The organism is Mycoplana sp. MJR14 (genome assembly GCF_029210525.1).
Classification (GTDB): Bacteria; Pseudomonadota; Alphaproteobacteria; order Rhizobiales; family Rhizobiaceae; genus Mycoplana.
Genome location: NZ_JARGEO010000002.1, coordinates 361302 through 388010, shown reverse-complemented (window position 1 = coordinate 388010; position 26709 = coordinate 361302). Strand labels below are relative to the sequence as shown.

At 69.6% G+C, this 26709-nt stretch carries 21 protein-coding genes; 8 read left to right on the top strand and 13 right to left on the bottom strand.

The features are described from left to right. Positions 1-577: 577 nt before the first annotated feature. The 3 genes from P0086_RS06105 to P0086_RS06095 form a co-directional block, all read right to left on the bottom strand. Positions 578-1252 (bottom strand): YoaK family protein, encoded by a 675-nt coding sequence (locus P0086_RS06105; protein WP_275783578.1) that lies wholly within the window; start codon positions 1250-1252, stop codon positions 578-580. A 2849-nt stretch (positions 1253-4101) separates the two neighbouring features. Beyond that, on the bottom strand, positions 4102-4389 hold the full coding sequence (locus P0086_RS06100; protein ID WP_112612088.1) for a DUF4242 domain-containing protein: 288 nt from the start codon (positions 4387-4389) through the stop codon (positions 4102-4104). Positions 4390-4808: 419 nt separating this feature from the next. After that, positions 4809-6365: a helicase HerA-like C-terminal domain-containing protein gene (locus P0086_RS06095; RefSeq protein WP_112600442.1), complete on the bottom strand. Its 1557-nt coding sequence runs from the start codon at positions 6363-6365 to the stop codon at positions 4809-4811. Between the two features lie 262 nt (positions 6366-6627). Here P0086_RS06095 and P0086_RS06090 point away from each other — a divergent pair, with 262 nt between their 5' ends. Further along, positions 6628-7014: a hypothetical protein gene (locus tag P0086_RS06090; RefSeq protein ID WP_275783574.1), complete on the top strand. Its 387-nt coding sequence runs from the start codon at positions 6628-6630 to the stop codon at positions 7012-7014. Positions 7015-7848: 834 nt separating this feature from the next. On the opposite strand, the gene P0086_RS06085 is transcribed toward P0086_RS06090, so the two are convergent. Then, the gene (locus tag P0086_RS06085; RefSeq protein WP_275783571.1) at positions 7849-8712 is read right to left on the bottom strand and encodes a LysR family transcriptional regulator; all 864 of its coding nucleotides are present in this window, start codon (positions 8710-8712) and stop codon (positions 7849-7851) included. Positions 8713-8814: 102 nt separating this feature from the next. Here P0086_RS06085 and P0086_RS25290 point away from each other — a divergent pair, with 102 nt between their 5' ends. Beyond that, on the top strand, positions 8815-9198 hold the full coding sequence (locus P0086_RS25290) for a DUF2798 domain-containing protein (protein WP_345799302.1): 384 nt from the start codon (positions 8815-8817) through the stop codon (positions 9196-9198). Here P0086_RS25290 and P0086_RS06075 read toward each other — a convergent pair. Together P0086_RS06075 and P0086_RS06070 are read right to left on the bottom strand one after the other, a co-directional pair. Further along, positions 9161-10324, bottom strand: coding sequence for an MFS transporter (locus P0086_RS06075; RefSeq protein WP_275783568.1), 1164 nt, complete (start codon positions 10322-10324; stop codon positions 9161-9163). The genes P0086_RS25290 and P0086_RS06075 overlap by 38 nt on opposite strands. 589 nt (positions 10325-10913) lie before the next feature. Further along, the gene (locus P0086_RS06070; RefSeq protein ID WP_275783566.1) at positions 10914-12113 is read right to left on the bottom strand and encodes an MFS transporter; all 1200 of its coding nucleotides are present in this window, start codon (positions 12111-12113) and stop codon (positions 10914-10916) included. 159 nt (positions 12114-12272) lie between these two features. Between P0086_RS06070 and P0086_RS06065 the strand changes: the two genes are divergently transcribed. Continuing rightward, positions 12273-13172 (top strand): LysR family transcriptional regulator, encoded by a 900-nt coding sequence (locus P0086_RS06065; protein WP_112600133.1) that lies wholly within the window; start codon positions 12273-12275, stop codon positions 13170-13172. A gap of 15 nt (positions 13173-13187) precedes the next feature. Here P0086_RS06065 and P0086_RS06060 read toward each other — a convergent pair whose 3' ends face one another. Then, positions 13188-13982 (bottom strand): DUF1194 domain-containing protein, encoded by a 795-nt coding sequence (locus P0086_RS06060; protein ID WP_275783564.1) that lies wholly within the window; start codon positions 13980-13982, stop codon positions 13188-13190. A 313-nt stretch (positions 13983-14295) separates the two neighbouring features. Between P0086_RS06060 and P0086_RS06055 the strand changes: the two genes are divergently transcribed. Both P0086_RS06055 and P0086_RS06050 read left to right on the top strand, forming a co-directional pair. Beyond that, entirely contained in the window at positions 14296-15420 is a 1125-nt protein-coding gene (locus P0086_RS06055; RefSeq protein ID WP_275783562.1) for a hypothetical protein, read from the top strand. Between the two features lie 429 nt (positions 15421-15849). After that, positions 15850-16599 carry a pentapeptide repeat-containing protein gene (locus P0086_RS06050; protein WP_275783560.1) on the top strand — a complete coding sequence of 250 codons (750 nt, stop codon included), beginning with the start codon at positions 15850-15852 and terminating at the stop codon, positions 16597-16599. An 18-nt stretch (positions 16600-16617) separates the two neighbouring features. On the opposite strand, the gene tam is transcribed toward P0086_RS06050, so the two are convergent. From tam to P0086_RS06035, 3 genes are all read right to left on the bottom strand, one after another. Beyond that, the gene (gene tam, locus P0086_RS06045) at positions 16618-17391 is read right to left on the bottom strand and encodes a trans-aconitate 2-methyltransferase (protein ID WP_275783556.1); all 774 of its coding nucleotides are present in this window, start codon (positions 17389-17391) and stop codon (positions 16618-16620) included. Between the two features lie 57 nt (positions 17392-17448). Next, positions 17449-18114, bottom strand: coding sequence for a haloacid dehalogenase type II (locus P0086_RS06040; RefSeq protein WP_275783553.1), 666 nt, complete (start codon positions 18112-18114; stop codon positions 17449-17451). 112 nt (positions 18115-18226) lie between these two features. Then, a complete protein-coding gene (locus tag P0086_RS06035; RefSeq protein ID WP_275783551.1) occupies positions 18227-18394 on the bottom strand; it encodes a hypothetical protein in 168 nt (55 codons plus the stop codon). Between the two features lie 180 nt (positions 18395-18574). Here P0086_RS06035 and P0086_RS06030 point away from each other — a divergent pair, with 180 nt between their 5' ends. Next, positions 18575-19369 carry a GNAT family N-acetyltransferase gene (locus P0086_RS06030; protein ID WP_275783548.1) on the top strand — a complete coding sequence of 265 codons (795 nt, stop codon included), beginning with the start codon at positions 18575-18577 and terminating at the stop codon, positions 19367-19369. A 96-nt stretch (positions 19370-19465) separates the two neighbouring features. Here the strand turns inward: P0086_RS06030 and P0086_RS06025 are convergent, their stop codons facing one another. The 3 genes from P0086_RS06025 to P0086_RS06015 all read right to left on the bottom strand — a co-directional run bounded on the left by P0086_RS06025 (position 19466) and on the right by P0086_RS06015 (position 21580). After that, positions 19466-19882, bottom strand: a complete 417-nt coding sequence (locus P0086_RS06025) for a DUF1801 domain-containing protein (protein ID WP_275783544.1) — start codon at positions 19880-19882, stop codon at positions 19466-19468. A gap of 79 nt (positions 19883-19961) precedes the next feature. Next, positions 19962-20444, bottom strand: coding sequence for a DUF1801 domain-containing protein (locus P0086_RS06020; protein WP_275783542.1), 483 nt, complete (start codon positions 20442-20444; stop codon positions 19962-19964). A 95-nt stretch (positions 20445-20539) separates the two neighbouring features. Next, positions 20540-21580 carry a zinc-dependent alcohol dehydrogenase family protein gene (locus P0086_RS06015; protein ID WP_275783540.1) on the bottom strand — a complete coding sequence of 347 codons (1041 nt, stop codon included), beginning with the start codon at positions 21578-21580 and terminating at the stop codon, positions 20540-20542. Positions 21581-21751: 171 nt separating this feature from the next. On the opposite strand from P0086_RS06015, the gene P0086_RS06010 reads away from it, so the two are divergent. Together P0086_RS06010 and P0086_RS06005 are read left to right on the top strand one after the other, a co-directional pair. Then, entirely contained in the window at positions 21752-22633 is an 882-nt protein-coding gene (locus P0086_RS06010) for a branched-chain amino acid aminotransferase (RefSeq protein WP_112600126.1), read from the top strand. A gap of 228 nt (positions 22634-22861) precedes the next feature. Continuing rightward, positions 22862-26254, top strand: a complete 3393-nt coding sequence (locus P0086_RS06005) for a DNA methyltransferase (RefSeq protein WP_275783537.1) — start codon at positions 22862-22864, stop codon at positions 26252-26254. Positions 26255-26709 lie beyond the last annotated feature (455 nt).

Here is a 26709-nt window from a genome sequence, read left to right as displayed (position 1 = left end):
CCTGAGAAAGGTCCGGACCGGCGCGGCATCGCGGGCATCAGCCATCGACGAAAGGCGCTCACGACGGTTCGCGGACATTGCAATTCGCGCGCGCCAGAGGGCACGCGCTGCCACCAGGGGCAGACCAGGGAGGGGTCGTCGAGAAAACGGTCTCTGGTCAGCCCTGCAAACGCATCTGCAGGGCGAAATCGGGACCATGCGAACGGTAGCGCAGGTAATGGAAACTCACGTCCGCCCTCCTTTCGCAGCGTCGGTTGAGGCGCGCTGGATAGCACCGATTGCGGGAGTTTTCAACATTCAGAGTTCACGAGATATGATGATCGACTTGCGGGCTTTGCTTTCGGAATAAATTCCACACGTAAATGAATGCATTCAGGGGAAAGAGAAATTTCATGTAGAGTATTTTATCGCTTTCTGTCTCTCGCCCACCAAGAATGATGTATCTCACGAATAGCCCGGGAGCTATGCATGACATTAGCCACGACGCGAAAAATATCCTGGGAATCTCAAAGAAATAACTGGAAGATACGGCAAACAGTACAAAAAGCGTTCTGAATAGGGCGTTCACTTGCCGGCCCTACCGCTGCAGGAACCTGACCGACCAGCGCCGCGGGATCAGGATCGAGGCGGCGGTGACGAGCGAGGCGACGATGAAGGGCGCGAACGCCGCGGTGTGCGGGGCGGAGCGCTGCAGCATCGCGCCCGCGATCGCCCCGGCGATCATCCCCGACCACGGCACCAGCTGGATCAGCCACTTGCTGTCGCGCACGCCGAGGATGAAGCGCCCGAGCCCGCGGCCGAAGCGCGACAGCGCGCCGGTGACATAGGTCAGCCCGATCGGCAGCCCCTCGATCTGCTCGACGGCGGCGTTGATCGTGCCCATGGCGAAGATCAAGAGCAGGAAGCGCACCTCGCGCGCCTCCGGCACGACGGCCGAGGCGGCGAGCAGGGCGGTGACGCAGAGGAGCACGCCATAGGGGCGGGAGCGGGCGGCGATGATCACCCCGCAGGTGTTGCCGAGCACGAAGGCGAAAAGCCCGGTCAGCAGCAGGATGGCGCGCGCCACGTCGCCGTCGGCGAGCGCCACGGCGGTGCGGGTGGTGTTGCCGCTCATGAAGGAGACGAACTCGCCGACCGCCATCAGCCCGATCGCGTCGGTCATGCCGGCGAGAAAGGAGATGGCCGCGACGAGCGCCAGCCCGACAGAACTCCGTTGACGCCTGATCAGGCGCCGCCGCCTTGCGACCGTCATGGGAGATGTGATTCCAGATTGCTACACGCAAAGCTAATCAGAGGTTGCGCGGCCTGGCAAGACGGGGCGGCCCCTGCGGCGTGCACCGTCCACCTCCCCTTTGAGGGGGGTGACGACCCCATCGGTCGCCGCCCCCGCCCACCTCCCTCGAGGGGGGAGGTCGCCGCGAAGAAACGGGTGGGGGTGATCCGCGGGGACGCTGGAGGGCACCTTAAAGGGGACAAAGGCGGCGCCGCGTGCGCCCTTCTCCCCGCTCGCGGGGAGAAGGTGCCGGCAGGCGGATGAGGGGCGGAGGAGCGAGTGGCCGCGGGCGATCCTCCGCCCGCGGCATGTGCGACGTCGGCGGCGGCTCTCCACCGGCGGATGTGCGCGGCGCCACACTATCTGCCGGCGGATGCAGCCGTGGCGGCGATTGCCCCTCACCCTGACCCTCTCCCCGCAGGCGGGGAGAGGGGACGCACAATCACCCCACCCCGGAGCTTCGCTCCGACCCTCCCCCTCAAGGGGAGGGTAGTCGCCCCGTCGGTCGCCGCGCCCGCCCACCTCCCCCTCAAGGGGGGAGGTCGCCGCGCAGCGGCGGGTGGGGGTGATCCGTGGGGACGCTGGAGGGCACCTTAAAGGGGGCAAAGGCGGCGCCGCGTGCGCCCTTCTCCCCGCTCGCGGGGAGAAGGTGCCGGCAGGCGGATGAGGGCGGCGGAGCGAGCGGCCGCGGCGATCCTCCGCCGGCGGACGTGCGCGCGGCGATTGCCCCTCACCCTAACCCTCTCCCTGCAGGCGGGGAGAGGGGACGCGGTCGCCGCACCCACCCACCACCCCCTTGAGGGGGGAGGTCGCCGCGCAGCGGCGGGTGGGGGTGATCCGCGGGGACGTTGGAGGCCAGCCCCTTGAAGGGGACAAAGGTGGGGCCGTGTGTGTCCTTCTCCCCGCTCGCGGGGAGAAGGTGCCGGCAGGCGGATGAGGGGCGGAGGACGCAGCAGCGGCGATCCTCCGCCGGCGGGTGCATGTGCGACGTCGGCGGCGGCTCTCCATCAGTGGATGTGCTGCGGCGAGTTCCCGCCTGGCGGTTGCAATCATGGCGGCAATTGCCCCTCATCCTGACCCTCTCCCCGCGGGCGGGGAGAGGGGACGCAGGCGCGGCTGCGCGTACATTCGACGCGGACACCTGAGCAGACACAAGGCTGGTCCCGCCCCCACGCCGAGCGCCCACGCCGGCGTCGCATCACCCCACCCCGGAGCTTCGCTCCGACCCTCCCCCTCGAGGGGAGGGTAGCCGCCTCGCCGGTTGCCGCGCCCATCCACCTCCCCCTCGAGGGGGGAAGGTCGCCGCGAAGCGGCGGGTGGGGGTGACTGCCGGGACGCAGGAGGCCAACCCCTTGAAGGGGACAAATGCGGCGCCGCGTGCGCCCTTCTCCCCGCCTGCGGGGAGAAGGTGCCGGCAGGCGGATGAGGGGCGGAGGAGCGAGCGGCCGCAGCGATTCACCGTCGGCGGCATGTGCAGCCGGGGCGACTATCCGCCGGCGGGTGCATATGCGGCGTCGGCGGCGGCTCTCCACCGGCGGCTGTGCGGCGGCGAGTTTCCGCCGGCGGATGCACTCGCAGCGGCGATTGCCCCTCACCCTGACCCTCTCCCCGCAGGCGGGGAGAGGGGACGTGGGCGCGGTGGCGCGTACATTCGACGCGGATACCTGAGCAGACACCTGAGCAGACACAAGACCCGTCCCCGCCTACAACTGCCGAGCGCCCGCGCTGGCGTCGCAATCACCCCACCCCGGAGCTGCGCTCCGACCCTCCCCCTCGAGGGGAGGGTAGTCGCCCTGTCGGTCGCCGCGCCATCCACCTCCCCCTTGAGGGGGGAGGTCGCCGCGAAGCGGCGGGTGGGGGTGATCCGCGGGGACGCTGGAGGCCAATCCCCTTGAAGGGGACAAACGCGGCGCCGCGTGTGCCCTTCTCCCCGCCTGCGGGGAGAAGGTGCCGGCAGGCGGATGAGGGGCGGAGGACGCAGCCGCGGCGATCCTCCGCCGGCGGATGTGCGGCGATGGTTCTCTGCCGGCGGATGCAGGGCGCAGCAGCGATTGCCCCTCACCCTGACCCTCTCCCCGCAGGCGGGGAGAGGGGACGTGGGCGTGGTGGCGGGACATGCAAGGCGGACACCTGATCAGACACAAGACCGGTCCCCGCCCGCAACGCCGAGCGCCCACGCCGGCGTCGCATCACCCCACCCCGGAGCTTCGCTCCGACCCTCCCCCTCAAGGGGAGGGTAGTCGCCGCGCCGGCCGCCGCGCCCATCCACCTCCCCCTTGAGGGTGGAGGTCGCCGCGGAGCGGCGGGTGGGGGTGATCCGCGGGGGACGTTGGAGGCCACCCCCTTGAAGGGGACAAAGGCGACGCTGCGCGTGTCCTTCTCCCCGCTTGCGGGGAGAAAGTGCCGGCAGGCGGATGAGGGGCGGCGGAGCGGCGGCGCGTACATTCGACGCGGATACCTGAGCAGACACAAGGCTGGTCCCGCCCACAACCGCCGAACGCCCATGCCGGCGTCGCAATCACCCCACCCCGGAGCTGCGCTCCGACCCTCCCCCTCAAGGGGAGGGTGGCGGCCCGCCGGTTGCCGCGCCACCCACCTCCCCCTTGAGGGGGGAGGTCGCCGCGAAGCGGCGGGTGGGGGTGATCTTGCGGCGGCCACGGCATGCGGGCGACGGGCCGGCGGGCCCCTCTCAGCCAGACCGCCAAGTCAGTTCCTCCGGTCAGTCCAGCTGGTCAGCCCACCGGTTTGCCCGATCAGCGTGCCCGATCAGTCAGCCGACAGCCTCCGCCACAAGCTCCCCGTCACACGCCCCCGTCATAGGCGCCCCGTCACCGCCCCGCTCCGCCCTTTGCCGTCTCCGGGCCGATGACGGCCGTGACTTCGGTGACGCGGTCGGCGGGAAAGCCGCCGCGGCGGGCGTGTTCGCGGATCACGTCCGCGCTTTCGGCCTCGTGCACGCAGTAGAACTTGTCGCCGGCGACGTAGCTGGTGATCCACCGGTAGGGCTTGCCGAGGCCGGCCACGGCGTCGTTCGAGCGGGCGGAAATGCTGCAGAGCTCGTCGGCGCTCAGCCTGTCTGCGCCGGGAATGTTGCGTTCGATGATGAAGGTGGGCATGAGACGGCCTCCTCTCTGGAGCCGCTGTCGCAGGGTGGCGGCAGCCGCTCCGGTCCGACGCGACCATCAAGGCGCCGCCGCCGGGCGGCTGTCAACGCCTTTCCGCCAAGTCGGCGACCGCGCCCCGCCAGCGCACCCCAGCGCCACGCCTGCACCGCGACCGCATCATGCCAGCACCAGGCCAACGTCGCGACCGCACCAATGCTCGCACCAGGCCAACGCCGCGACCGCGCGGCCGCCCGCGCCATGGCTGCACCCGACTGCGCCGCCCCGCGCGGGGCGAAGGCCGATGCGGGCCGGAGCCCGGGCGGGGCACAGGCTGGGGCCTAAGGGCGGGGCACGGCCCCATGCGGCGCTGCGGCCCTTGCGGGACGCAGCCGCCCATGCGGGCACGGCATGGAGGGGCGGTGCCGCCGGCGCTATCGCCGCAGGCTGCCGAGGATGCCGCGCACGATCGCCCGTCCGAGCGAGGTGGCGACGCTGCGGGCGGCGGATTTCATCGCCGCCTCCACCACCGTCTCGCGCTGGTAGCCGGAGCGCGCCTTCGGCTTGCCGTTCGCCGAGGCCTGCGTCGGCTCGTCGCCGAAGCCCGGCAGCGTCCAGCGGCTGCCGCCGTTCTCCGGCTGCGGCTCTTCCGCCGCCTGCTCGGCCTGCTGCTGCTGTTCCTCCAGCTTCTTCGCGCGCGCCGCCAGCATCTCGTAGGCGGATTCCCGGTCGAAGTCCTCGTCGTAGAGGCCGGCCACCGGGCTGACCTTCATCACGGCTGCCCGCTCGGCGTCGGTCAGCGGGCCGACGCGCGAGGCCGGCGGGCGCACCAGCGTGCGCTCCACCATCGAGGGGATGCCCTTGCCCTCCAGCGTCGAGACCAGCGCCTCGCCGGTGCCGAGCGCGGTGATGACGGTGGCGCAGTCGAAGTCGGGATTGGGGCGGAAGGTGTCGGCCGCCGTCTTCACCGCCTTCTGCTCGCGCGGCGTGTAGGCGCGCAGCGCATGCTGCACGCGGTTGCCGAGCTGCGCCAGCACCGTCTCGGGCACGTCGAGCGGGTTCTGGGTGACGAAATAGACGCCCACGCCCTTGGAGCGGATCAGCCGGACCACCTGCTCGACGCGTTCGACCAGCACCTTCGGCGCGTCCTTGAACAGGAGGTGCGCCTCGTCGAAGAAGAACACCAGCTTCGGCTTGTCCGGATCGCCCACCTCCGGCAGCTCCTCGAACAGTTCCGACAGCAGCCACAGCAGGAAGGTGCCGTAGAGGCGCGGGTTCATCATCAGCTTGTCGGCGGCGAGCACCGAGATCGCGCCGCGCCCGTCATTGGTGGTGCGCATGACGTCGGAGATCTTCAGCGCCGGCTCGCCGAAGAAGTGCTCGGCGCCCTGCTGCTCGAGGATCAGCAGCTCGCGCTGGATCGAGCCGACCGAGGCCTTGGAGATGAAGCCGAACTGGTTGGAGAGCTCGCTGGCGTTGTCGCCCATGTAGGTCAGCAGCGCCTGCAGGTCCTTCAGGTCGAGCAGCGGCAGGCCGCCCTGGTCGGCGATCTTGAAGGCGATGTTGAGCACGCCCTCCTGCGCGTCCGTCGCGTTCATCAGCCGCGACAGGAGCAGCGGCCCCATCTCGGTGATGGTGGTGCGGACGCGGTGGCCCTTCTCGCCGTAGAGATCCCAGAAGATCACCGGGAACTCCTGGAAGTCGTAGGGCTCGAGCCCGATCTCCTGCGCGCGCTTGAGCAGGAAGTCCTTGGCCTCGCCGATCGCGCCGATGCCCGACAGGTCCCCCTTCACGTCGGCGCAGAACACCGGCACGCCGGCATTGGAGAAGCCCTCGGCGAGGATCTGCAGGGTGATCGTCTTGCCGGTGCCGGTGGCGCCGGTGACGAGCCCGTGCCGGTTGCCGAACTTCAGCTCCAGGTATTCCGGCTTGTTGATCGCATTGTCCGGCTTGCGGCTGGTGCCGATATAGAGCTTGCCGTCCTGAAACATCGTCTCGCTCACCGTCGTTCTCCCTTGTGCGCCGGGCGTCGTGGCGCCGGTCCGTGCAGCCGGTCGGGTCATGGGCGTCTTGCGCCCGCGTCCCGATATCGTCATTGAATCGTCGAGCCGACTTTATAAGGTGGTCGTGGAACTTCAACACCTGTGATGAACGACAGGCATGATGGCGATATCCGTCCGGCGGCACTTGAGTTCGTTGCCGGTTTCCCATAACGTTGACGTCAACGTCAAAAAATGATCCCGGAGGACTTCCATGACCGATCTCGTCAACCGCGTCGCCGAAAACGTCGGCATCGATGCAGCCACCGCCGAAAAGGCGATCGGCATGATGCTGGGCTTTCTGCAGCGCGAGGCGGCCGATGGCCCGGTGGCGCAGATGATCGAGGCCATCCCCGGCGCCTCCGACCTCGTCGCGCAGTACAACGGCGAAGGCGCCGGCGGCGGCCTGCTCGGCGGGCTGATGAACGCCATGGGCGGCGGCGTCATGGCGCTCGGCCAGCAGCTGATGAGTGAGGGCCTCGGCATGGGCGAGATCACCGGGCTTGCGAAGGAGACGATCGCGGTCGCCCGCGAATATGCCGGCGATGCGGTGGTCGACGAGGTCGTGGGCTCCGTCCCCGGCCTCAGCCAGTTCGTCTGAGCGGAACGGGCCGCGCTTTCGAACCCTAGCCCAGTCCGCTTCGGCCGGCGGGCCGCGTCCACCTCTCCACCGTCATGCCGGCCCCCGAGCCGGCATCCAGCGGCGCCGCGTTCGCGGCGCGGGGAAGCTCTTCCCGCGCAAGGCCTTGCGCGGGCTGGACACCGGCTCGAGGCCGGTGTGACGGAGGTTGCGAGTGCCGCGCTTTCGAACCCTTGCCCAGCCCGCTTCGGCCGGCGGGCCGCGTCCTCCTCTCGACCGTCATGCCGGCCCCCGAGCCGGCATCCAGCGGCGCCGCGTCCGCGGCGCGGGGAAGCTCTTTTCGCGCAAGGCCTTGCGCGGGCTGGACACCGGCTCGAGGCCGGTGTGATGGAGGTTGCGAATGCCGCGCTTTCGAACCCGTGCCCAGCCCGCTTCGGCCGGCGGGCCGCGTCCCCCTCTCCACCGTCATGCCGGCCCCCGAGCCGGCATCCAGCGGCGCCGCGTCGGCGGCGCGGGGAAGCTCTTCCCGCGCAAGGACTTGCGCGGGCTGGACACCGGCTCGAGGCCGGTGTGACGGAGATTGCGAGTGCCGCGCTTTCGAACCCTTGCCCAGCCCGCTTCGGCCGGCGGGTCGCGTCCCCCTCTCCACCGTCATGCCGGCCCCGAGCCGGCATCCAGCGGCGCCGCGTCCGCGGCGCGGGGAATGCACTTTCCGCGCAAGGACTTGCGCGGGCTGGATGCCGGATCCAGTCCGGCATGACGGATGAATTGAAGACTGCGGCGCCGGGCGGGGAGCGCCGCAGCCAGATCCGGTCCCCGCCCGCGCACCGCGCCCTGACCCCGGGCCCGACCGCATCACAACCCTGCCGCCGGCCGCTGCTTCAGGCAGTCCGCCAGGAACGGCACCGCGGCGGCGATGGCGGGACTGTCGCGCAGGTCGTGATGATAGGTCAGCCAGGCGTCGCGGGCATAGGCGCCGGTGGAAGCGTCCATCTCTTCGAGCCCCAGCCGCGCCGCGGCGAACTCCGGCAGGGCGGCGATGCCGAGCCCGGCCGCCGCCGCGGCCGCTTGGATCGCCAGGTCGTTGCTGCGCAGGGCGAGCGGCCGCTTTCCGGCGATCTCCATCAGCCAGGTCTGCTGAGCGATCTCGCCGACGCTGTCGTCGAAGCCGATGAACTCGTAGTCCGCGGGCGCGCGGCCGGCGAGATAGGACGCGGCGGCGTAGAGGCGGTAGCGGATCGTCGCCGCCTTGCGCACGACCAGCGTCGTGTCCGCGGGTCGGCTGAGCCGCACCGCCACGTCCGCCTCGCGGCGCGTCAGCGACACGGTCTGGATGTGGCCGAGCAGGCGCAGGCGGATGTTCGGATGGTCCTTGCGGAAGGCGGCAAGGCGCGGGGCGATCAGCCCGACGGCGATCACCGGCGGCGCGCTGACCGAGACCTCCACCGGCCTTTCGCCGGGCCGTGGATGGAGCGAGCGCTCCACCGCCAGCGCCTCCACCTCCATGCGCCGCGCGTGTTCGGCGACCCGCACGCCCTCCGGCGTCAGCTGGTAGCGCCGCGCCCGCCGGTCCACCAGCCGCACGCCGGTCTTCTCCTCGAGTGCCGCGATCCGCCGCGCCACCGTCGCATGGTCGACCTTCAGCCGCCGGGCGGCGGCCGAGAGCGAGCCGTCATCGGCAAGGGCCGTGAAGTAGCGCAGGTCGTCCCAGTCCAGCATTGTGCAAAAACTCACATCCGATGTGCCGTCTTCGGGAATAGCGCACAATGGCGCCGCCGTGCAACAAGCGGTCATCAACGGAGGGCATGGACGATGCTGGCGATGAACGAAACGAAGGGCCTGCGGATGCCGCGTCCGCGCAAGCTTCCCGCGCGGGCGCAGGTCGTGGTGATGCCGATGATCCTGTCGTTTCTGATGTCGGGCATCGTCTCGGCGATCTCGACCCTGCGCGTCGTCGGCTTCGCCGCCGATACCCACTGGCGCATCCTCGAGGCCTGGAGCGTCTCCTACGTCGTCGCCTTCCCGGTGGCGCTCGTCGTCCTGCCGATCGTCCGGCGGATCGTCGGCCTTCTGGTCGAGACGCATCCCCTGCCGCAGGCTCCCCAGGGTGCGGGCCGACCGGGCCGGACGCCGCTCGCAGGGCAGGGCATGGCCACGGCGGCGACGCCTATCGCTTGCGCCCGCCCAACGCAAACATCGCCGTGAAGACGGCAAGCGCCGCGCCCACCATCAGCGGTCCGGCCTCCAGTCCGGCCACTTCCATCACGAGCCCGGTGAGGCTGGAGCCGGCGCCGCTGCCGACGGCATAGGTCAGCCCGTAGGCGGCGCTGCCCGCCACCAGCATGCTGCCGCGATAGGTCTCGCCCAGCATGGCGAGCGCGCAGGTGTAGAGCGAGAAGCTCGCCGCCCCGATCAGGCCGAAGGCGACGAGGATCGGCGCCGGCGCGTCGAGCAGGGGCAGGACGATGAAGCCGCCCGCCGCGGCCGCCGCCGTCGCCACCGCGACCCCGTGCTTGGGCAGCCGGTCCAGCGCATAGCCGATGAAGGGTTGCGCCAGCGCCGTCGGCAGCGCCAGCACGGTGACGCTGAGCGCGGCGAAGGCCTCCGAGTGCCCGCTCTTGACGAAATAGACCGGCATGGCCGAGATCGCCGCGATGTCGGCAAAGCCGAAGGCGAAGACCATCGCGACCAGCATCGGCGCGTGGCGGAAGAAGGAGAAGACGTCCTTCGTCGACGACGGCTCCGGCACCGTCCGCGTCGAGACCAGCAGCAGCCCGGTGGCGAAGGCGACGAGCGCGAGATAGACGGCAGTCAGCGCGAAGCCGAAGCCGCCGGCCGTGCCGAACAGCGGGATCGCCAGCGGCCCGGCGGCAAAGCCGGCGCAGACCGCGGCGCCATAGATGCCCGAGACCCGCCCGCGCAGCCTGTCGGGGCAGGCGACGTTCAGCCAGGCCTCGCTCAGCATGAAGATCACGCTGGCGCAGAAGCCGAGCACGAAGCGGGCGAGAAACCACACGCTCATCGACGAAAAGCCGGCGAAGGTGGCAAGGCAGAGCGAGCAGCCGACAAGGCCGGCGACGATCAGGTGCTGCGCCCGGAAGCGCTGCGTCAGCCGCCCGATCATCAGCGTCGCCGCCGCGAGCCCGAGCGCGAACCCGAAGGCGTTGATGCCGATCAGCGTCGAGGACACGCCGCGCGATTCCAGCACCAGCGAGATCAGCGGATAGGTCACCCCCTGCGCCACCGAAAAGGCGGTGACGCCGAGAACGACGGCCGCAATCGCCGGCCAGTCCGGCATCGCCTGTGCCGCAAGCTTGTGGTTGGTCTGCATGAAACGTTTCCCGGTGCCGCGGTCTGCGGCCCCCCATCCTTATCCGAGGCCGCCGCTGAAGGAAATGGGCCGCAGCCGCCCGAAGGCAGAGGGAGCGCGCGGCGCCGCCGCAACCGTCCTTCTCCCCGCCTGCGGGGAGAAGGTGGCGGCAGCCGGATGAGGGGCGGCGCGGGGCCTATGACCAACGTTGGCCCACCGTTCCCTGGTGGGGAGAAGAGGCCGCTGGTGGGAAGAAGAGGCCGCCGGGGGCATGTCGCGGCCCGCCTGCGCCCACCCCCTGTCGTCGATGCACTTGCCCTTTCCCCCTTCACCCTTTGCCCCCTCACCCCAACCCTCTCCCCGCAGGCGGGGAGAGGGAGGCCGAGACGTCGCAGGCGGGAAGAGGGCGGCCGAAGCGTCGCGGGAAGAGGGCGTCGCGGGCGGGGAGAGGGGGCTGAAACGTGTTGCGCGGGGAGAAGGGAGTGCCAGGCGTTGTTGCGAGCGAGAGGGAGCGCGCGGCGCCGCCGCATCCGTCCTTCTCCCCGCCTGCGGGGAGAAGGTGGCGGCAGCCGGATGAGGGGCGGCGCGCACGGCGCCGGCTTCAGCCCGGCTAGGCGCGCACCGGCTCGGCGCCGGCTTCGGCCGGGCCTGCCTGCCGCCGGTCGAGTGTGCCGCTCAGCACTGTGAAACCGAGCGCTCCGAGGACGAGCAGCGCGCCGACCCAGGGTGTCGCGCCGAGGCCGAGCGGCGAGGCGACGACGAGCCCGCCGATCCAGGCGCCGGCGGCGATGCCGAGGTTGAAGGCGGCGATGTTCAGCGCCGAGGCGACGTCGACGGCGGCCGGGCGATGGCGCTTGGCGAGCTGGACCACGTAGAGCTGCAGGCCCGGCACGTTGGCGAACGACAGGAAGCCGAGGGCTGCAAGCGTCACCAGCGCCAGCACCGGGGAGGGCGCGGTGAAGGTGAAGAGCGCGAGCACGACGGCCTGGGCCGCGAACAGGACGGTCAGCGCCTTCACCGGGTCGCGGTCGGCGATCTTCCCGCCGGCGATGTTGCCCGCGGCGATGGCAAGCCCGTAGAGCACCAGCACGAGGCTGACGGCGCCGGCGGAGAAGCCGGTGATCTCCTGCAGCACCGGGGCGAGATAGGTGAAGGTGACGAAGGTGCCGCCATAGCCGAGCGCCGTCATGGCGAAGACGATCAGCAGCCGCCCGGAGCCGAGGACGCGCACCTGCTCGGAGAGCGTCGCCGCCTGCTGGCGCTTCAGGTTGGCGGGCAGGAGGGTGGCGATCCCGATAAAGGCGATGACGCCGAGTGCCGCGACCGCGGCGAAGGTGGCGCGCCAGCCGAAGGTCTGGCCGATCAGCGTGCCGAGCGGAACGCCGGTGACGATCGCGACCGTCAGCCCCATGAACATCATGGCGATGGCCGACGCCCGCCGGTCCTCGGCAACGAGTTCGGCGGCGATCGTCGAGCCGACGGAGAAGAACACGCCGTGCGCGAAGGCCGACAGCACCCGGGCGACGAGCAGGATCTCGTAGGTCGGCGCGAAGGCGGCGAGCGTGTTGCCGGCCACGAACAGCGCCATCAGCCCGAGCAAGAGCGGCTTGCGGCCCGCCCGGCCGGTCAGGGCCGTCAGCACCGGCGCGCCGAAGGTGACGCCGAGCGCATAGATGGAAACGATGAGGCCGGCGAGCGGCAGGGTGATGCCGAGGTCGGCGGCCACCGTCGGCAGCAGGCCGACGATGACGAATTCGGTGGTGCCGATCGCATAGGCCGCGATCGTCAGGGCGAAGATGGCAAGAGGCATGGCTTTCTCCTTCCGCAAGCCGGCGCGGAACAGCGCTCCGGGCCGGGCGGTCGAACGGGTGGAACGGATGGTTGCGCCGAATATGGCCGAAGCGGACTTGTTCGATAATCGGCCTGATGGGATAAGTATCTTTGAACAGAATTCATAGGCGGAAGGGCCATGGACAACCGCGCCGGTGAAATGGAAGTCTTCGTGACGGCCGTGGACATGAAGAGCTTCTCGGCCGCCGGCCGCCGGCTCGGCCTGTCGCCGTCCGCCGTCAGCAAGCTCGTCAGCCGCCTGGAGGACAGGCTGTCGACACGGCTGCTGGTGCGCACCACCCGCAGGCTGGAGCCGACGCCGGAGGGCGAGGTCTATCTGGAGCGGGCGCGGCGGATCCTCGCCGAGATCGAGGAGACCGAGCAGGCGGTGGCCGACGGCGCCCGCGCCACGCCGCGCGGGTCGCTGCGCGTCAACGCGGCCGTCGCCTTCGGCGAACGCTTCATCCTGCCGCTTCTGCCCGATTTCCTGGCGCTCTATCCCGAGATCCGGGTCGACCTGACCCTGACCGACAGCGTCATCGACGTGGTCGGCGAGCGCGCCGACGTGGCGATCCGCACCGGGCCGCTGCGCGATTCCTCGCTTCTGGCGCGCAAGCTGATGGAGACCGCGCCCGTCGTCATGGCCGCTCCCGCCTATCTCGAACGCCACGGCACGCCGCAGACGCCGGACGATCTCGCCGCTCACAACTGCATCCGCTTCAATTTCCGCCGCAGCGTCGACGAGTGGGCGTTCCGTCTGCCCGGCCGCACCGCGCCGGTCCTGCATGCGGTCTCCGGCAACGTCATGGCCTCGAGCGGTCCGATCATCCGCCAGCTCTGCCTCGACGGCGTCGGCATCGGCCGCGTCGGCCGCTTCCATGTCGAGCCGGATTTCGAGGCCGGCCGGCTCGTGCCGCTGCTGGAGGCGTTCCACCCCGGCGAGATCGAGACCGTCTACGCCGTCTTCGCCGGCCACGAGCACCTCGCCGCCCGCATCCGTGCCTTCATCGATTTTCTGGTGGCGCGGATCGGCGGCTGAGCGGCGGGGCCAGCGCTATCGCGCGTCCGCGAGGGTCATGACGGGTGGCCACCCGGTGCGCCCCCCGGCGTCCGGCGGATGCGGATCGTTCAGGGCGATCTCCCGGGCGAGCTTCCGGCGCAGCGCCAGGGTGTAGTCGCCCGCAGCCTTCGGCACCATGACGAAGGCCTGGTAGCCGCCGATGACGTTGTCGGCAAAATAGGACGCCAAGGTGCGGCCGGGGGTCTCGTCTTCATTGGGGACCGCGATGGCATTGATCGTGTAGCCCCTGTCGACGGCCTTGCGCCTCGATCCCTGGACGGGTAGGCCGTCGTTGTTCTCGCCGTTGCCGGAAATGTCGATGACCTTCCTGTCGGCGCTTCCCGGAAACTGGTCGAGCAGCAGTCTCCCGACTTCGATGGCCGACGAAATGGATGTCCCGCCGCGGCCCCGGCGGCTGAAGCCGGTATCGCCCTTCCGGCCGATCACCCCGGCCGCCCTTTCGGCGTCAGCCGCCCCGCAGATCCGCGTCCACGGCAAGACGACCCTGATATGCGCCGGGCTCGCCCATTCGAAATAGGTCACGCCGATGCAGCCCCGCGGATTGCTGGCAATGGCCTTGACGATCTCCGGCGACGTGAGTGCGGCGACATGCCCGTTCCGTTGCAGATCGGCGGTGTCCGGATCGATCGAGGAGGAATAGTCGACCGCAAATACGATGGCGACGTCGACGTCGAAGCCGTGCGCCTCGTCGATGCCGGAGGCGCGCGCCTGCGGTGCGATGGTCAGCGCGGCGGCAAGCGTCCACGCCAGTTTCAAGGAAGAGTCCATGCCCGTCAGCCCTTCTTGCCGGTCGCCCTCGCGGGGCGTGCCCCCCGCGGTCGAACGGAACCATGCGCGCGGTAGGCATTCGACCCCCGTTTGGGGGTTGATCGCGGGCAGGCCCGCCGAAGCAACGGCTTGGCAACGCCCCTATCGAAGGGGCGGCTTCATTTGATATACTTGGCCGGAGGGGCCTGCGGCCAAGGTCACTTTCGAGCATCGCGATGACGATCGAGTCGGCTCTTGCAGGTTTCACTGCAAAAGGCGCCGAACGATCCCGTGGTCGGTTGATCTATATTGCTTTGGGGTCGATACGCTGTTTGTGTCTGGCGACAACGCAGGGGGTGGGATGCCCATCGATATCAGGCGTTTGCAGCATGCGTCGATGCAGTTGTCGGACATCGTTGCCGATCCCTCGCGTTGGACGGAGCTGCTGGAGGACGTGGCGGCGGCGGCCGGCGCCATGGGCGCGGGCCTGATCCCGCAGACCGGGTCGGAAGGGGCGCTGGCGACCGGGCACCTCAGGGAATGCCTGGAAACCTATGTTCGCGAAGGCTGGCCCGAGCAGGACGCCGACAGTCACCGGCGTGCCAGGGTTATGAACCTGCGCGGCGAAGTTGCCCTGGACCGCGATCTGACCGATGCCGGCGGGAGGGGCACGCCGTTCTTCGACGAATTCCTGCCCCGCTTCGACGGCAGGTGGTGGGCGGGCATCGGGGTCCGCGGCGGCCCCGATTTCTGGTCGCTGACGCTGCACCGGTCGCTGCGCCAGGGCGCGTTCGAACAGACAGAGAGGGCCGTCCTGCAGCAATTCTCGCTGCGGCTGAACGAAGTCTGCAGTCTTGCCCATCTTGCCGGCCGCGTCGCCTTCTCGTCGGTCGCAAACTCGTTCGATCAGATCGGCAAGGCCGTGGTGGCGATCGACCAGACCGGCCGCTTCATCCATGCCAACGCCGCAGCGCGCCGGCTCATGGGCGCGTCCATCCAGATCGCCCGCGAGCGCCTGATGTTCCGCGATCGCCACGCCGCGGCGGAATACGCCAGGTTTGTCGACCGGCTGCGCGGCCTTCGCGAGGGCAAGACCCTGTTTGCGCCGCCCATCGTCGTCAGGCGCGAGAACGCCGCGCCGCTGGTGATCCGGACGCTGCCCGTCGACGGTGCGGCACGGTCGCCGTTCCTGTGCGCGCGCGCATTGCTGCTCCTCGAAGAGATCGTCCGCCCGGCCAGGTCCGACTGGCAGCTGTTCGGTCGCGCCTTCCGGCTCACGCCGGCGGAGGCGCGCCTCGCCGCGCTCCTGGCGGTCGGCGAGACGCTCGAGCACGCTGCCGACACCCTCGGCATCACCAAGGAAACCGCCCGCAGCAGGATCAAGTCCATCTTCCAGAAGACCGACACGCATCGTCAGGCCGCCCTCGTGGCCCTGCTGGCCTCGCTGGTGAGATGTTGATCTCCACCGCGAACCGGCGCTGACCCATCGCCCCTTGTGGCCGGGCAATCGGACGATCCCGCCCCGCATGAGGGGGAGGGCTCGCCGCAGAGGCGCCAATCGGGCAGACGGTTGCCCCATCGGGGAGAAACCCCGCAGCCCCCTTTCCGTCATCCCGGCCCCGAGCCGGGATCCAGCCGCGCCGCGTCGGCGGCGCGAGGGAAACCCTTTGCGGGTCAAGACTTGCGCACGCTTGGAGAGCGGGGAGGGAACGTCCGCCCTATGGGCTCGTCGGCCGGACGGGGTGGCCGGGGGCCGGTCCGGCCTTTCCATTTCCGCCGCCGTGTGCGAAAAACGGAAGCCGCCGGCAGCCTGGCTAAAAGCGGGGCGCACTCGGCGGCACGAGGCTCGACAGGGAATGCGGGAGCGTGCGTCGAAATGAAGTCTGGAATGAGCATTCTTGCCGCGCTTCGTGATCGTTCGACGGCGACATCCGGCCTCTGCCTGGGCGCCGGCCTTCTCGCCGCGGCCGTCCTCCTCCTGCCGCTCGTCCTCGGCCCGGCCCGGCCTGCTGCGGCCGCCGATTGCTCCACCGAGCCCGCGCCCGGCGTCGACTGGACCAGCTGCGCCAAGAAGATGATCATGCTGCAGGGCAACGACTTCAAGGGCGCCGTTCTCGTCGAGGCCGACTTCACCCTGACCGACCTCAGCGGCACCAATCTCGACGGCGCCAACCTCGAGGAAGCCGTCATGGCGCGCGCCTGGCTGACGGGGGCGACCGCGGCAAAAGCCAATTTCAACCGCGTCGAGGGCTATCGCACCGGCTTCGACAAGGTGAGCGCGCCCGGCGCCACCTTCGCCGCCGCCGAGCTGCAGCGGGCGAGCTTCAAGGACGCCGTGCTGACCGATGCGGTATTCGACAAGGCCGAGCTCGGCCGCGCCGATTTCTCCGGCGCCGAGCTCACCGGCGCCCGCTTCCGCTACACCAACCTGTCCCGCGCCGATCTCAGCAAGGCGACGTTCAAGGGCGGCCTCGACTTCTCCCATGCCTTCCTGTTTCTGACCCGGATCGAGGGCCTCGACCTGTCGTCCTCGACGGGGCTGGAGCAGGAGCAGGTCAACCTCGCCTGCGGCAACGCCGAAACGAAGCTGCCGCCCGGCTTCACCGCCCCGTCCAGCTGGCCCTGCCCCTTCGATTGAGGCCCGCGCCCGCGCGCCTCAACCCCTGACCGCCACCACGAACAGCCGCGGGAAGCGCAGCAGCCTGCGGCCGTTCGCGGCCGGCGGGTAGGCCTGGTCGATGCGCTGCCGGTAGGCCTCGAGGAAGCCGGCCTGATCGTGTTCGGGAAGCTGTGCCAGATAGGGCCGGATGCCGGTGCCCTTGACCCATTCGACGATCGCCGCCGCATCCGCCATCGGGTGGTTGTAGATCGTGTGCCAGATATCGACGCGCCCGGCCCTGGGCGACAGCGCGTCGTAGTAGCCGACAGGCGCCGGCAGCGGCGCGCGCGGCCGGGGGTGGTTGCCTGAGAAGTGCCGCGCCCAGCGGGCGTCCTGCGCGGTCGCATCCATCGCCACATGGCTCGGCTCGCCGAGATTGTCCGGCATCTGCACGGCCAGCACCCCGCCGGGCACCAGATGGTCCATCAGCCGGGCCAGCACCGCCAGATGCTCCGGCACCCACTGGAACACCGCGTTGGCGTAGAAGAGCGCCGCCGGCGCCGGCGGGGTCCAGGCGGAGAGGTCGCCGAATTCGAAGGTGAGCTGCGGCAGCCGCCGGCGGGCGGCGGCCAGCATGTCCGCGTCGCTGTCGATGCCGACCACCGCATGGCCCGGAAAGCGCGAGAGCAGCAATTCCGTCGAATTGCCGGGACCGCAGCCGAGATCGTAGACGGCGCCTGCCGGCAGGTCCGGCACCTGCGCCAGCAGGTCGCGCGCCGGCCGCGTCCGTTCATCCTCGAATTGCAGATACTGCGCGGCCGACCAGCCCATGCGCTCCTCCCTGTCCGTTGCCCGATCGCCGCCCTCCGGGCCCGGCGCCGGCCGCTGTCACTCCAGCGCCTCCAGCGTCGGCAGGATGAGCGACGGCCCGAGGTCCGCATATTCGTCCGGCATGCCGCTGCGGTTGATCCAGACGGTGCGGAAGCCGAACTTCCTCGCCCCGGCCACGTCCCACCGGTTGGAGGACTGGAACGACACGGCATCCGGATAGAGCCGGTAGCGCGTCGTCACCATGTCGTAGACGGCAGGCGCGGTCTTGTAGGTGCGCAGCGGATCGACCGAGAAGACGTCGTCGATCACCGTGTCGAGCGCGGCGTTTGCGACCGCCGAGCGCAGCATCGCCGGCGAACCGTTGGACAGGATCGCGATCCGCGCCCCCCTGGCCTTCAGCGCCTTCAGCACGGCCGGCACCTCCGGATAGCAGTCGAGCTTCCAGTAGGCCTCCAGAAGCCGGCTCCGCAGGCCGGGATCGACGCCCGGGACGCGTGCCAGCGTGAAGTCGAGCGCCTCTTCGGTCAGCTGCCAGAAGTCGCGGTAGGCGCCCATCAGCGCCCGGGTCCAGGAATATTCGAGCTGCTTGGCCCGCCAAAGTTCCGAAAAGCGCTGGTAGTCCGGCCCGACGTCGCCGGCATGGCGGCGCACCGCCGCATGCACGTCGAACAGGGTGCCATAGGCGTCGAAGACATACGCGGCGTAGTGGGCGGCATGGGGCACGGCGATGGCTCAACTTCCCGAAAGCACTGGCATTCCAGATCATTAGCGCCGGATCATAGCAATATCGGGTGCGTTGCACAAATCCCGGCTGCACCGGTCAAGCGTCGTGCCGTCACCGGCGGCCCGCGACGATCCGTTCGGCGGCGGCTCCGAGAAGGGCGGGCAGGAGGGCGAAGAGCGCGAGCTGCGCGTTGCCGTCGATGGCGAAGGCCCGGGCCAGCATCAGCGCCACCGCCACGCCCGCTGCAGCGCCGAGAATATCGGGCAGATATCCGCGCATGCCTTCGCCTCCCGAATGCCGGGCAATCGTTGCCTCACGCCCGCAACCTAGCCTGCGGCCGGTGCCTGTCGCAATGGTTGCGGCGCTCCGTCTCCCGGCGCCTGCCGCCGGCCGTCGCCGCACTGTTGGCAGTCGCCCAGCGGAGGGATATACTTTTCGCGCTACGCGGGAGGCCGCCTCATGTCCGGGTATTTCGGCACGGAAGCACAGCAGCGCCTGCAGGCGCAGGCCGAAGCGAGCGCCGACTTCATAGCGGCGACGCCCGGCGCCTATCAGGCGGGGCGATCGATGGGCTGCGACGACCCGGATCGGCTGGGTTGGGACCGCATCCACACATACCTGGAGCGGGACGGTGTCTGCGGCTTCCGCCTGATCGCGGCCGACAGGGAAGAGGAACTGAGGTCCCGGCTGGCGGCACGCGCATACCGGCTGGACACCTGGGACGTCTTCCTGGCCGATCGCGCGACCGCACTGGCCGCGGCAGGCGAGGCCCTGTCCCGGCCGCTGCCCGACGGGCTGCGCGAACTGAAGAGGCCAACCGATCCCGATGGCGAATACACCGCCCGTATCCAGGCGCTGATGGGGAGCGCGGGGGTCGTCCCGTTCTCCGGCTCGTTTCTCGTCGGCGCCATGGGGTCGGCCACCACCGTGGTCATCGGCGACGAGGATGGCAACATCGTCGCCGCCGCGCATGGCTATCTGCCGCACAACGCCCACAGTCCGTATCACCGCCATGCCTGGGGCGGGCTGGTGGCGGTCGCCGATGCGCAGCGGGGCAGGGGGCTCGGCAACCATGTCAACGCCCGCATGGTCGCCCGCGTCTTCGAGGATCTGGGCGCGACCCACATCTACGAACTGGTTTCAGTGACCAACCTCGCCTCGCGGCGCATGGTGACGTCGAGCGGGCTGTGCCCCGAGCCGAACCTCGTCTGCGGCATGGCGACCGCAAACGACAGCGCGCGCTTCACCCGCTAGACCGCTTTGCGGCCATTCGCAGCGACGCCCGCAAAGCGCGCCTCTCCGAATAGGCCTGCGGTCTCGCGCGCAGGCCGGACGGCGGCGTTGGACACCTCAGCCGCTTCTGCCCTTCCGCGGCGCCGCGTTCAGCGTCGCGGCGGCGCGGATCAGCGCCTTCAGCGCGTCGGCGTCGATCGCCTCGCCCTCGCGGATGTCGATGGCGCGCCGGGTGTTGCCCTCGAGACTGGCGTTGAAGAGGCCCTTCGGGTCCGAAAGCGCAGCGCCCTTGGCGAAGGTGAGCTTGACCACCGCCTTGTAGGTCTCGCCCGTGCAGAGGATGCCGCCATGCGACCATACCGGCACCCCGCGCCACTTCCATTCCTCGACCACGTCGGGGACCGCCTCCCGGACAAGCTGCCGCACCCGCGCCAGCGTCTCGCCGCGCCAGTCGCCGAGCTCGGCGATCCGCGCATCGATCAGCCGCGCGGCATCCGTGTCTGTCTCCGCCGTCTTCGCACTGCCGCCCGTCATCCTCGTCCTCCTCTGCTTTGCCGTCCCGGCTGTCTGTTCTGTCTCTATCTGCCGCTGCCGTTGCCCGCGGCCGGCGGGATCACATCTTCTCGCCCGGCAGCCGGCTCGCCTGCTTCACCCAGTCCGTGAACTGCCGCTCGTCGAGGTCGTCGCCCTCGTAGATGTGGAAATAGCGCGTGTCGCCGCTTTTGGAGGCTTCCGGCGGGACGGGATGGAGGGCGGCGCCGCGGAAGAAGGCCACCTTGATGTATTTCGTGAAGCAATGCAGGCTGAGGAACCAGCCCTCTCCCGCCAGCCCATAGAACGGCGAGTTCCACTTCACCGCCTTGCCGACGCCGGGGACGGCGGCCACGATCAGCGCATCGAGGCGCCGGCCGACCGCGCTCTTCCAGCCCGGCATGGCGGCGATATAGGCCTGCACCGGGCCGTCGCCATGGCCCTTGGCGATCTGCGGATTGCCGCCCGACAGCAGCACCGGCCCGCCGCCGGACTTGCCGTCCCCGCTCACGGCACTCGTCTTCGCGCCCTTGCGCGCGGCGTCGCCCGTGGTTTCTCTGCCCATCGCTTGCTCCTCCCGGTTGCGGAAGCATCCTAGGGTGCGCCGTCGCGATCGCCAACCGCATCCGCGAGAAGGCTGTCCGCCCGGCCGCGCCCGCCTCAGAACCGCGTGATCACGCTGATGCCGAGATCGGTCGCCTGGTCCATCGAGACCAGCGCCGGGACGGCCTCGGCAAGGCTGATCTCGCGGCCGATCAGCCGCTCCGGCTTCAGCGTGCCCGCCGCCATCATCGCCAGCATCGCGTCGTAGCGCCAGGCCTGCATGCCGTGGCTGCCGTAGATCTCGAGCTCGTGGCCGATCACCTGCGCCATCGGGATCTGCGGCGCCGCCTCGGCGCCGAGCATCAGCCCGACCTGCACGTGCCGCCCGCGCCGGCGCAGGTTCGCAATCGAATTGAAGGCGGTGACCTGCGAGCCGAGCGCGTCGATCGAGGCATGCGCGCCGCCGCCGGAGATCTCGCGTACGGCTTCGGCGACGTCGGCCACCGCGCGGGCGTTGACGGCCGCCACCGCCCCCATCGTCCGGGCGAAGGCGAGCTTCTCTTCGGAGATGTCGATCGCGATCGGGCGGGCGCCGAGCGCCGCCGCGATCATGATCGCCGACAGCCCGACGCCGCCGCAGCCGTGCACCGCCACCCATTCGCCGCCCTTGACCTTCGCCTGGTCGCAGACGGCGCGGAACGAGGTGGCGAAGCGGCAGCCGAGGCTTGCGGCGGTCGCAAAGGAGACGCTGTCCGGCAGCGGCACGAGGTTCTGGTCGGCAAAGTCGAGCGCGACATATTCGGCAAACGAGCCCCAGTGGGTGAAGCCCGGCTGGAACTGCGCCTCGCAGACCTGTTGGTTGCCGGAGCGGCATTCGTGGCAGTGGCCGCAGCCGGAGACGAAGGGCACGGTCACCCGGTCGCCCGGCTTGAAGCGCGACACGCCCTTGCCGGCGGCGAGCACCGTGCCGGCCAGCTCGTGACCGGGCACGTGCGGCAGGCGGATGTCGGGATCGTGCCCCATCCAGCCGTGCCAGTCCGAGCGGCAGAGCCCGGTGGCCTCGACCTTGACGACCACCCCGTTGCGGCTCGGCGCCGGATCCGGCAGCACGCGGATCTCCGGCGTTGCCCCGAAGGCCTCGTAGTACATCGCTTTCATCGCCGCTCCTCAAGATCTGCCATATCTGCTTCTATGCCATGCACGCGCCGCAGCCGCCACCGGCCGACCCATGACAATGGCTGATGCATCCATCTAAGATCGTGAGTGGACAGCGTCCGCCGTTTGGTTCAGGCCGGACGAAGCGAAAGCCCGGAAAGAAGGAGCACCAAGATGGCAGTCGATACATCCCCGCGCACCCCCACCTGGACCTATGTCGATGGCGAGTGGCTCTCCGGCAATCCGCCGCTGATCGGCCCGACCTCGCATGCCATGTGGCTGGGGTCGACCGTGTTCGACGGCGCCCGCTGGTTCGACGGCATCGCCCCCGACCTCGACCTGCACTGCCAGCGCGTCAACCGCTCCGCCGTCAGCCTCGGGCTGCGGGCGACCATGCGCGCCGAGGAGATCGAGGCGCTGACCTGGGAGGGCGTGGAGAAGTTCGACGGCCGCACCGCGCTCTATGTCAAGCCGATGTACTGGGCCGAGCACGGCGCCTATGGCGTCGTCCCCGCCGATCCGGATTCCACCCGCTTCGCGCTCTGCCTGTTCGAGGCACCGATGGGCGATGCCCATGCCGGCAACTCGCTGACCGTCTCGCCCTTCCGCCGCCCGACGATCGAGTGCATGCCGACCGACGCCAAGGCCGGCTGCCTCTATCCGAACAATGCCCGCATCATCATGGAGGCCAAGCGCCGCGGCTTCGACAATGCGCTCGTGCGCGACATGCTCGGAAACGTCGCCGAGACCGGCGCCTCCAACATCTTCATGGTCCGGGACGGCGTCGTCTTCACGCCCGCCGCCAACCAGACCTTCCTCGCCGGCATCACCCGCCACCGGGTGATCAAGCTCCTGCGCGAGCAGGGCTTCGAGGTCGTCGAGAAGACGCTGACGGTCGAGGATTTCGGGGCCGCCGACGAGATCTTCACCTCCGGCAACTATTCCAAGGTCGTCCCCGTCACCCGCCTCGACGACCGCAGCCTCCAGCCCGGCCCGGTCACCGCCAAGGCCCGCGAACTCTACTTCGACTGGGCCCATTCCAGCGCCAACGGCTGAGGGGGCACCGTCCCGCCCACCGTCATCCCGGCCCCGCGCCGGGCATGGCGGCCCCGCACCGCCGTCCACCTGAAGGACCTCCGGCAGCGCCGCCGGGGCAAGCCCTCCTTCGCGTGGGGAGGGTGGAGAGGGGCTTTTCCCCGTGACGTTGCGCCGTGACGGGGCCGGGCCTTGCGCCCGGCCGCCGCCTGATTAAGATCGCGCCCGAAGCGGCGGGGATTCTGGATAGTGACAGCGGCAGTCGAAACCTTCATCCGGCGTTGGCAGGGGCAGGAGGGCGGACAGGAGCGGGCGAACTACGCCCTGTTCCTCACCGAGCTCTGCGATCTGCTCGGCCTGCCGCATGCCGATCCGGCGTCCGCCACCACCGAGGGCAACGCCTACGTCTTCGAGCGCGTGGTCAAGGAGACCGGCCGCGACGGCGCCACCTCGTCCAAGCGCATCGACCTCTACAAGCGCGACTGCTTCATCCTGGAGGCCAAGCAGAGCCGGCTGTCCGGCGACAAGAAGCTTCTCGCCGAGGCGCCGACCCTGCCGGGCATCGCCGCCGCCCCGCGCGGGCGACGCGCCGGGGCGAACCGCTCCTGGGACGTCCTGATGATGAACGCCCGCACGCAGGCGGAAAACTATGTGCGGCTCCTGCCGGCAGACCACGAGCCGCCGCCCTTCGTGCTCGTCTGCGACGTCGGCCACTGCATCGAGGTCTATGCCAACTTCCGCCGCGACGGAAAGGCCTACGACCAGTTCCCCGATCGCCGCTCCTTCCGCATCTACCTGGAGGACCTGCGCGACAAGAACGTCCGCGACCGGCTCGTCGCCATCTGGTCCGATCCGCTCTCGCTCGATCCTTCCCGCCACGCCGCCAAGGTGACACGCGAGATCGCCACCCGCATCGCAAAGGTCAGCCAGGCGCTGGAGAAGGCCGGCTATCCGACCGAAGAGGTCGCGATGTTCCTGATGCGCGTGCTCTTCACCATGTTCGCCGAGGATGTGGAGCTGCTGCCGAAGGAGAGCTTCAAGGACCTCTTGAAGGACTGCGCCGAGAATCCGGAGATCTTCCCCGGCATGATGGAGGACCTCTGGCGGGCGATGGACGAGGGCGGCTTCACCGCCACGATCCGCCAGAAGGTGAAGAAGTTCAACGGCGAGTTCTTCAAGAACCGCCGCGCGCTGAAGCTCGCAAAGGAGGAGATCGGCGAGCTTGCCGCCGCCGCCAGCCATGACTGGCGCGACGTCGAGCCGGCGATCTTCGGCACCTTCCTGGAGCAGGCGCTCGACCCGACCGACCGCCGCCGCCTCGGCGCGCACTATACCCCGCGCGCCTATGTCGAGCGGCTGGTCATCGCCACCGTCATCGATCCCCTGCGCGCCGAGTGGGACAGCGTGCGCTCCACCGCCGACCGGCAGAAGTCCGACGGCAAGGCCGAAGCCGCGATCCGGACGGTGCAGGCCTTCCACGACAAGCTCTGCGAGACGCGGGTGCTCGATCCCGCCTGCGGCACCGGCAACTTCCTCTATGTCGCGCTGGAGCTGATGAAGCGGCTGGAAGGCGAGGTGCTGGAGGCGATCAACGACCTCGGCGGCCAGGAGGCGCTGTCGCTGGAGACCCATTCGGTCGATCCGCACCAGTTCCTCGGCATGGAGCTCAACCCGCGCGCCGCCGCGATCGCCGAGCTGGTGCTGTGGATCGGCCACCTGCAATGGCATTTCCGCAACAGCGGCGCCGCCCCCTCCGAGCCGATCCTGAAGGCCTTCCGCAACATCCAGAACATGGATGCGGTGCTGACCTGGGATGGCTACCCGCTGCCGCAGGTGAGGGACGGCGTCGAGACCTACCCGAACCCGCGCCGGCCGGACTGGCCGAAGGCCGACTACATCGTCGGCAACCCGCCCTTCGTCGGCGGCAAGGATATCCGCGCCCGCATGGGCTCGGCCTACGCCGAGGCGCTGTGGGAGGCCCACGGGCATATTAACGGCAGCGCCGATTTCGTCATGTACTGGTGGGACCGCTCGGCGGAGATCCTGCTCAAGGCCAAGAGCCCGCTGAAGCGCTTCGGCTTCGTCACCACCAATTCCATCAGCCAGGTCTTCCAGCGCCGGGTGATGGAGCCGCATCTGAATGCCAAGAAGCCGCTCTCACTGGTGATGGCGATCCCCGATCACCCCTGGACCAGGGTGACGCGCGACAGCGCCGCCGTCCGCATCGCCATGACGGTCGCCGAAGCCGGCCGGAAGGACGGCCTGCTGCTGGAGGTGACGGCGGAGGAGGCGGTCGACACCGACAGCCCGGTGATCCTTTTCGAGGAGAAGCGAGGGAGGATCAATTCGGACCTGACGGTGGGGGTGGATGTGACATCGCTTACAGCATTGCGAGCAAACTCACAGATCGCGCATAAAGGATTTCAGCTCAACGGCGACAGCTTTGTCATGTCTGCCGCGGAGGCGGAACTGTTGCTCGGCCCAACACTTGCCAATCGCGCCAAACCCTATTTTATCGGCAGAGACATAAATCAGCGCGATCGCCACCTTGTCGCCGTAGACTTATTTCCGATGGCGAAAGAGGAGCTCAGGGCAAGTGCGCCGAGCTTGTACCAGTACCTACTCCAAAACTCGGAACCGGAGCGAAGAAACAACCCAATTGACTATCGAAGAGAAAATTGGTGGCTATTTGGGCAACCTAGTATCGATCTACGAGATGCTGTGCAGAACCTCAAGCGCGTCATTATCACCGCGCGCCAAGGTCGTCACCGGATATTCTCTTTCGCCGACGGCAAGGCGATCGCGGAAAGCACGGTCGTCCTCATCGCGCATGATTCGCCATCGCTACTGGGAACGCTCCATTCCCGAATTCATGAACTGTTTTCGCTGCGAACCGGTGGCTGGCTTGGCGTCGGAAACGATACTCGCTACTTCCATACAAAGACTTTCAATCCCTTCCCGTTCCCCGCTGCCACCGAGGCGCAGAAGCAGGCGATCGGCGCCATCGCGGAGGAGCTCGACGCCCATCGCAAGCGGGTGCTGGCCGACCACGAGCACCTGACGCTGACGGGCCTCTACAACGTGCTGGAGCGGCTGCGGGCGGGGGCGGCGCCCGGCGACCTCGACGTCAAGGAGCGCCGCATTTTCGACGACGGGCTGGTGCTGATCGTCAAGGAACTGCACGACCGGCTCGATGCGGCCGTGGCCGAAGCTTATGGCTGGCCGGTCGACCTGCCCGAGGAGGAGGTGCTCTCCCGCCTCGTCGCCCTCAACAAGGAGCGGGCAAGGGAGGAGAAGCGCGGCCAGGTGCGCTGGCTGCGCCCCGAATACCAGATCCCGCGCTTCGGCTCGGAGAAGGAGAAGGCCGAGCAGCTGGAGGCCGATCTCGGCATGCCTGCCGCGGCCGCGCCCGGCGCCCGCCCGGCCTATCCGCTCACCGACGAGGTCGCCCAGACCGGCCTCGTCATCGATGCCCTGATCGAGACCGGCGGCGCGGTCGATGCCGCCGCCATCGCCGCCCGCTTCCGCCAGGGCCAGAAGGTCCGCCCCGCCATCGCGAGCGTGCTCGCCTCGCTCCACCGCATGGGCCTCGTCTCCACCGGCGACGGCGGCCGCACCTTCGCCTACCGCCGCGCCGCCTGACCGCGCTCCGGCAGTGCCGCCGGGGCAAGCCCTCCCTCTCGTGGCGAGGGCGAGAATGGCGAGGGCGGGGAGAGTGGCGAGAGTGGCGAGGGGCGGCGAGGGGCGTTCGCTCCCCCCCCCCCCCGCCGCCACCCCCCTCCGTCATCCCGGCCTCCGCGCCGGGCATGGCGGCCCCGCGCCGCCGTCCAGCCCCCCTCCGTCATCCCGGTCCCTGAGCCGGGATCCAGCCGCGCCGCGTCCGCGGCGCGAGAGGACCCTTTCGCGCGCAAGGACGTGCGCGCGCTGGATGCCGGATCAGGTCCGGCATGACGGGGGAAGTGGCGGTGCCGCCGTGACTTCGCCTACCACCGCGGCACCTGAAGGACCTCCGACAGTGCCGCCGGGGGAAGCCCTCCTTCTCGTGGGGAGGGTGGGGAGGGGACATCGTCCCCAGGCCTTGGTCGCGTCCTCTAAGC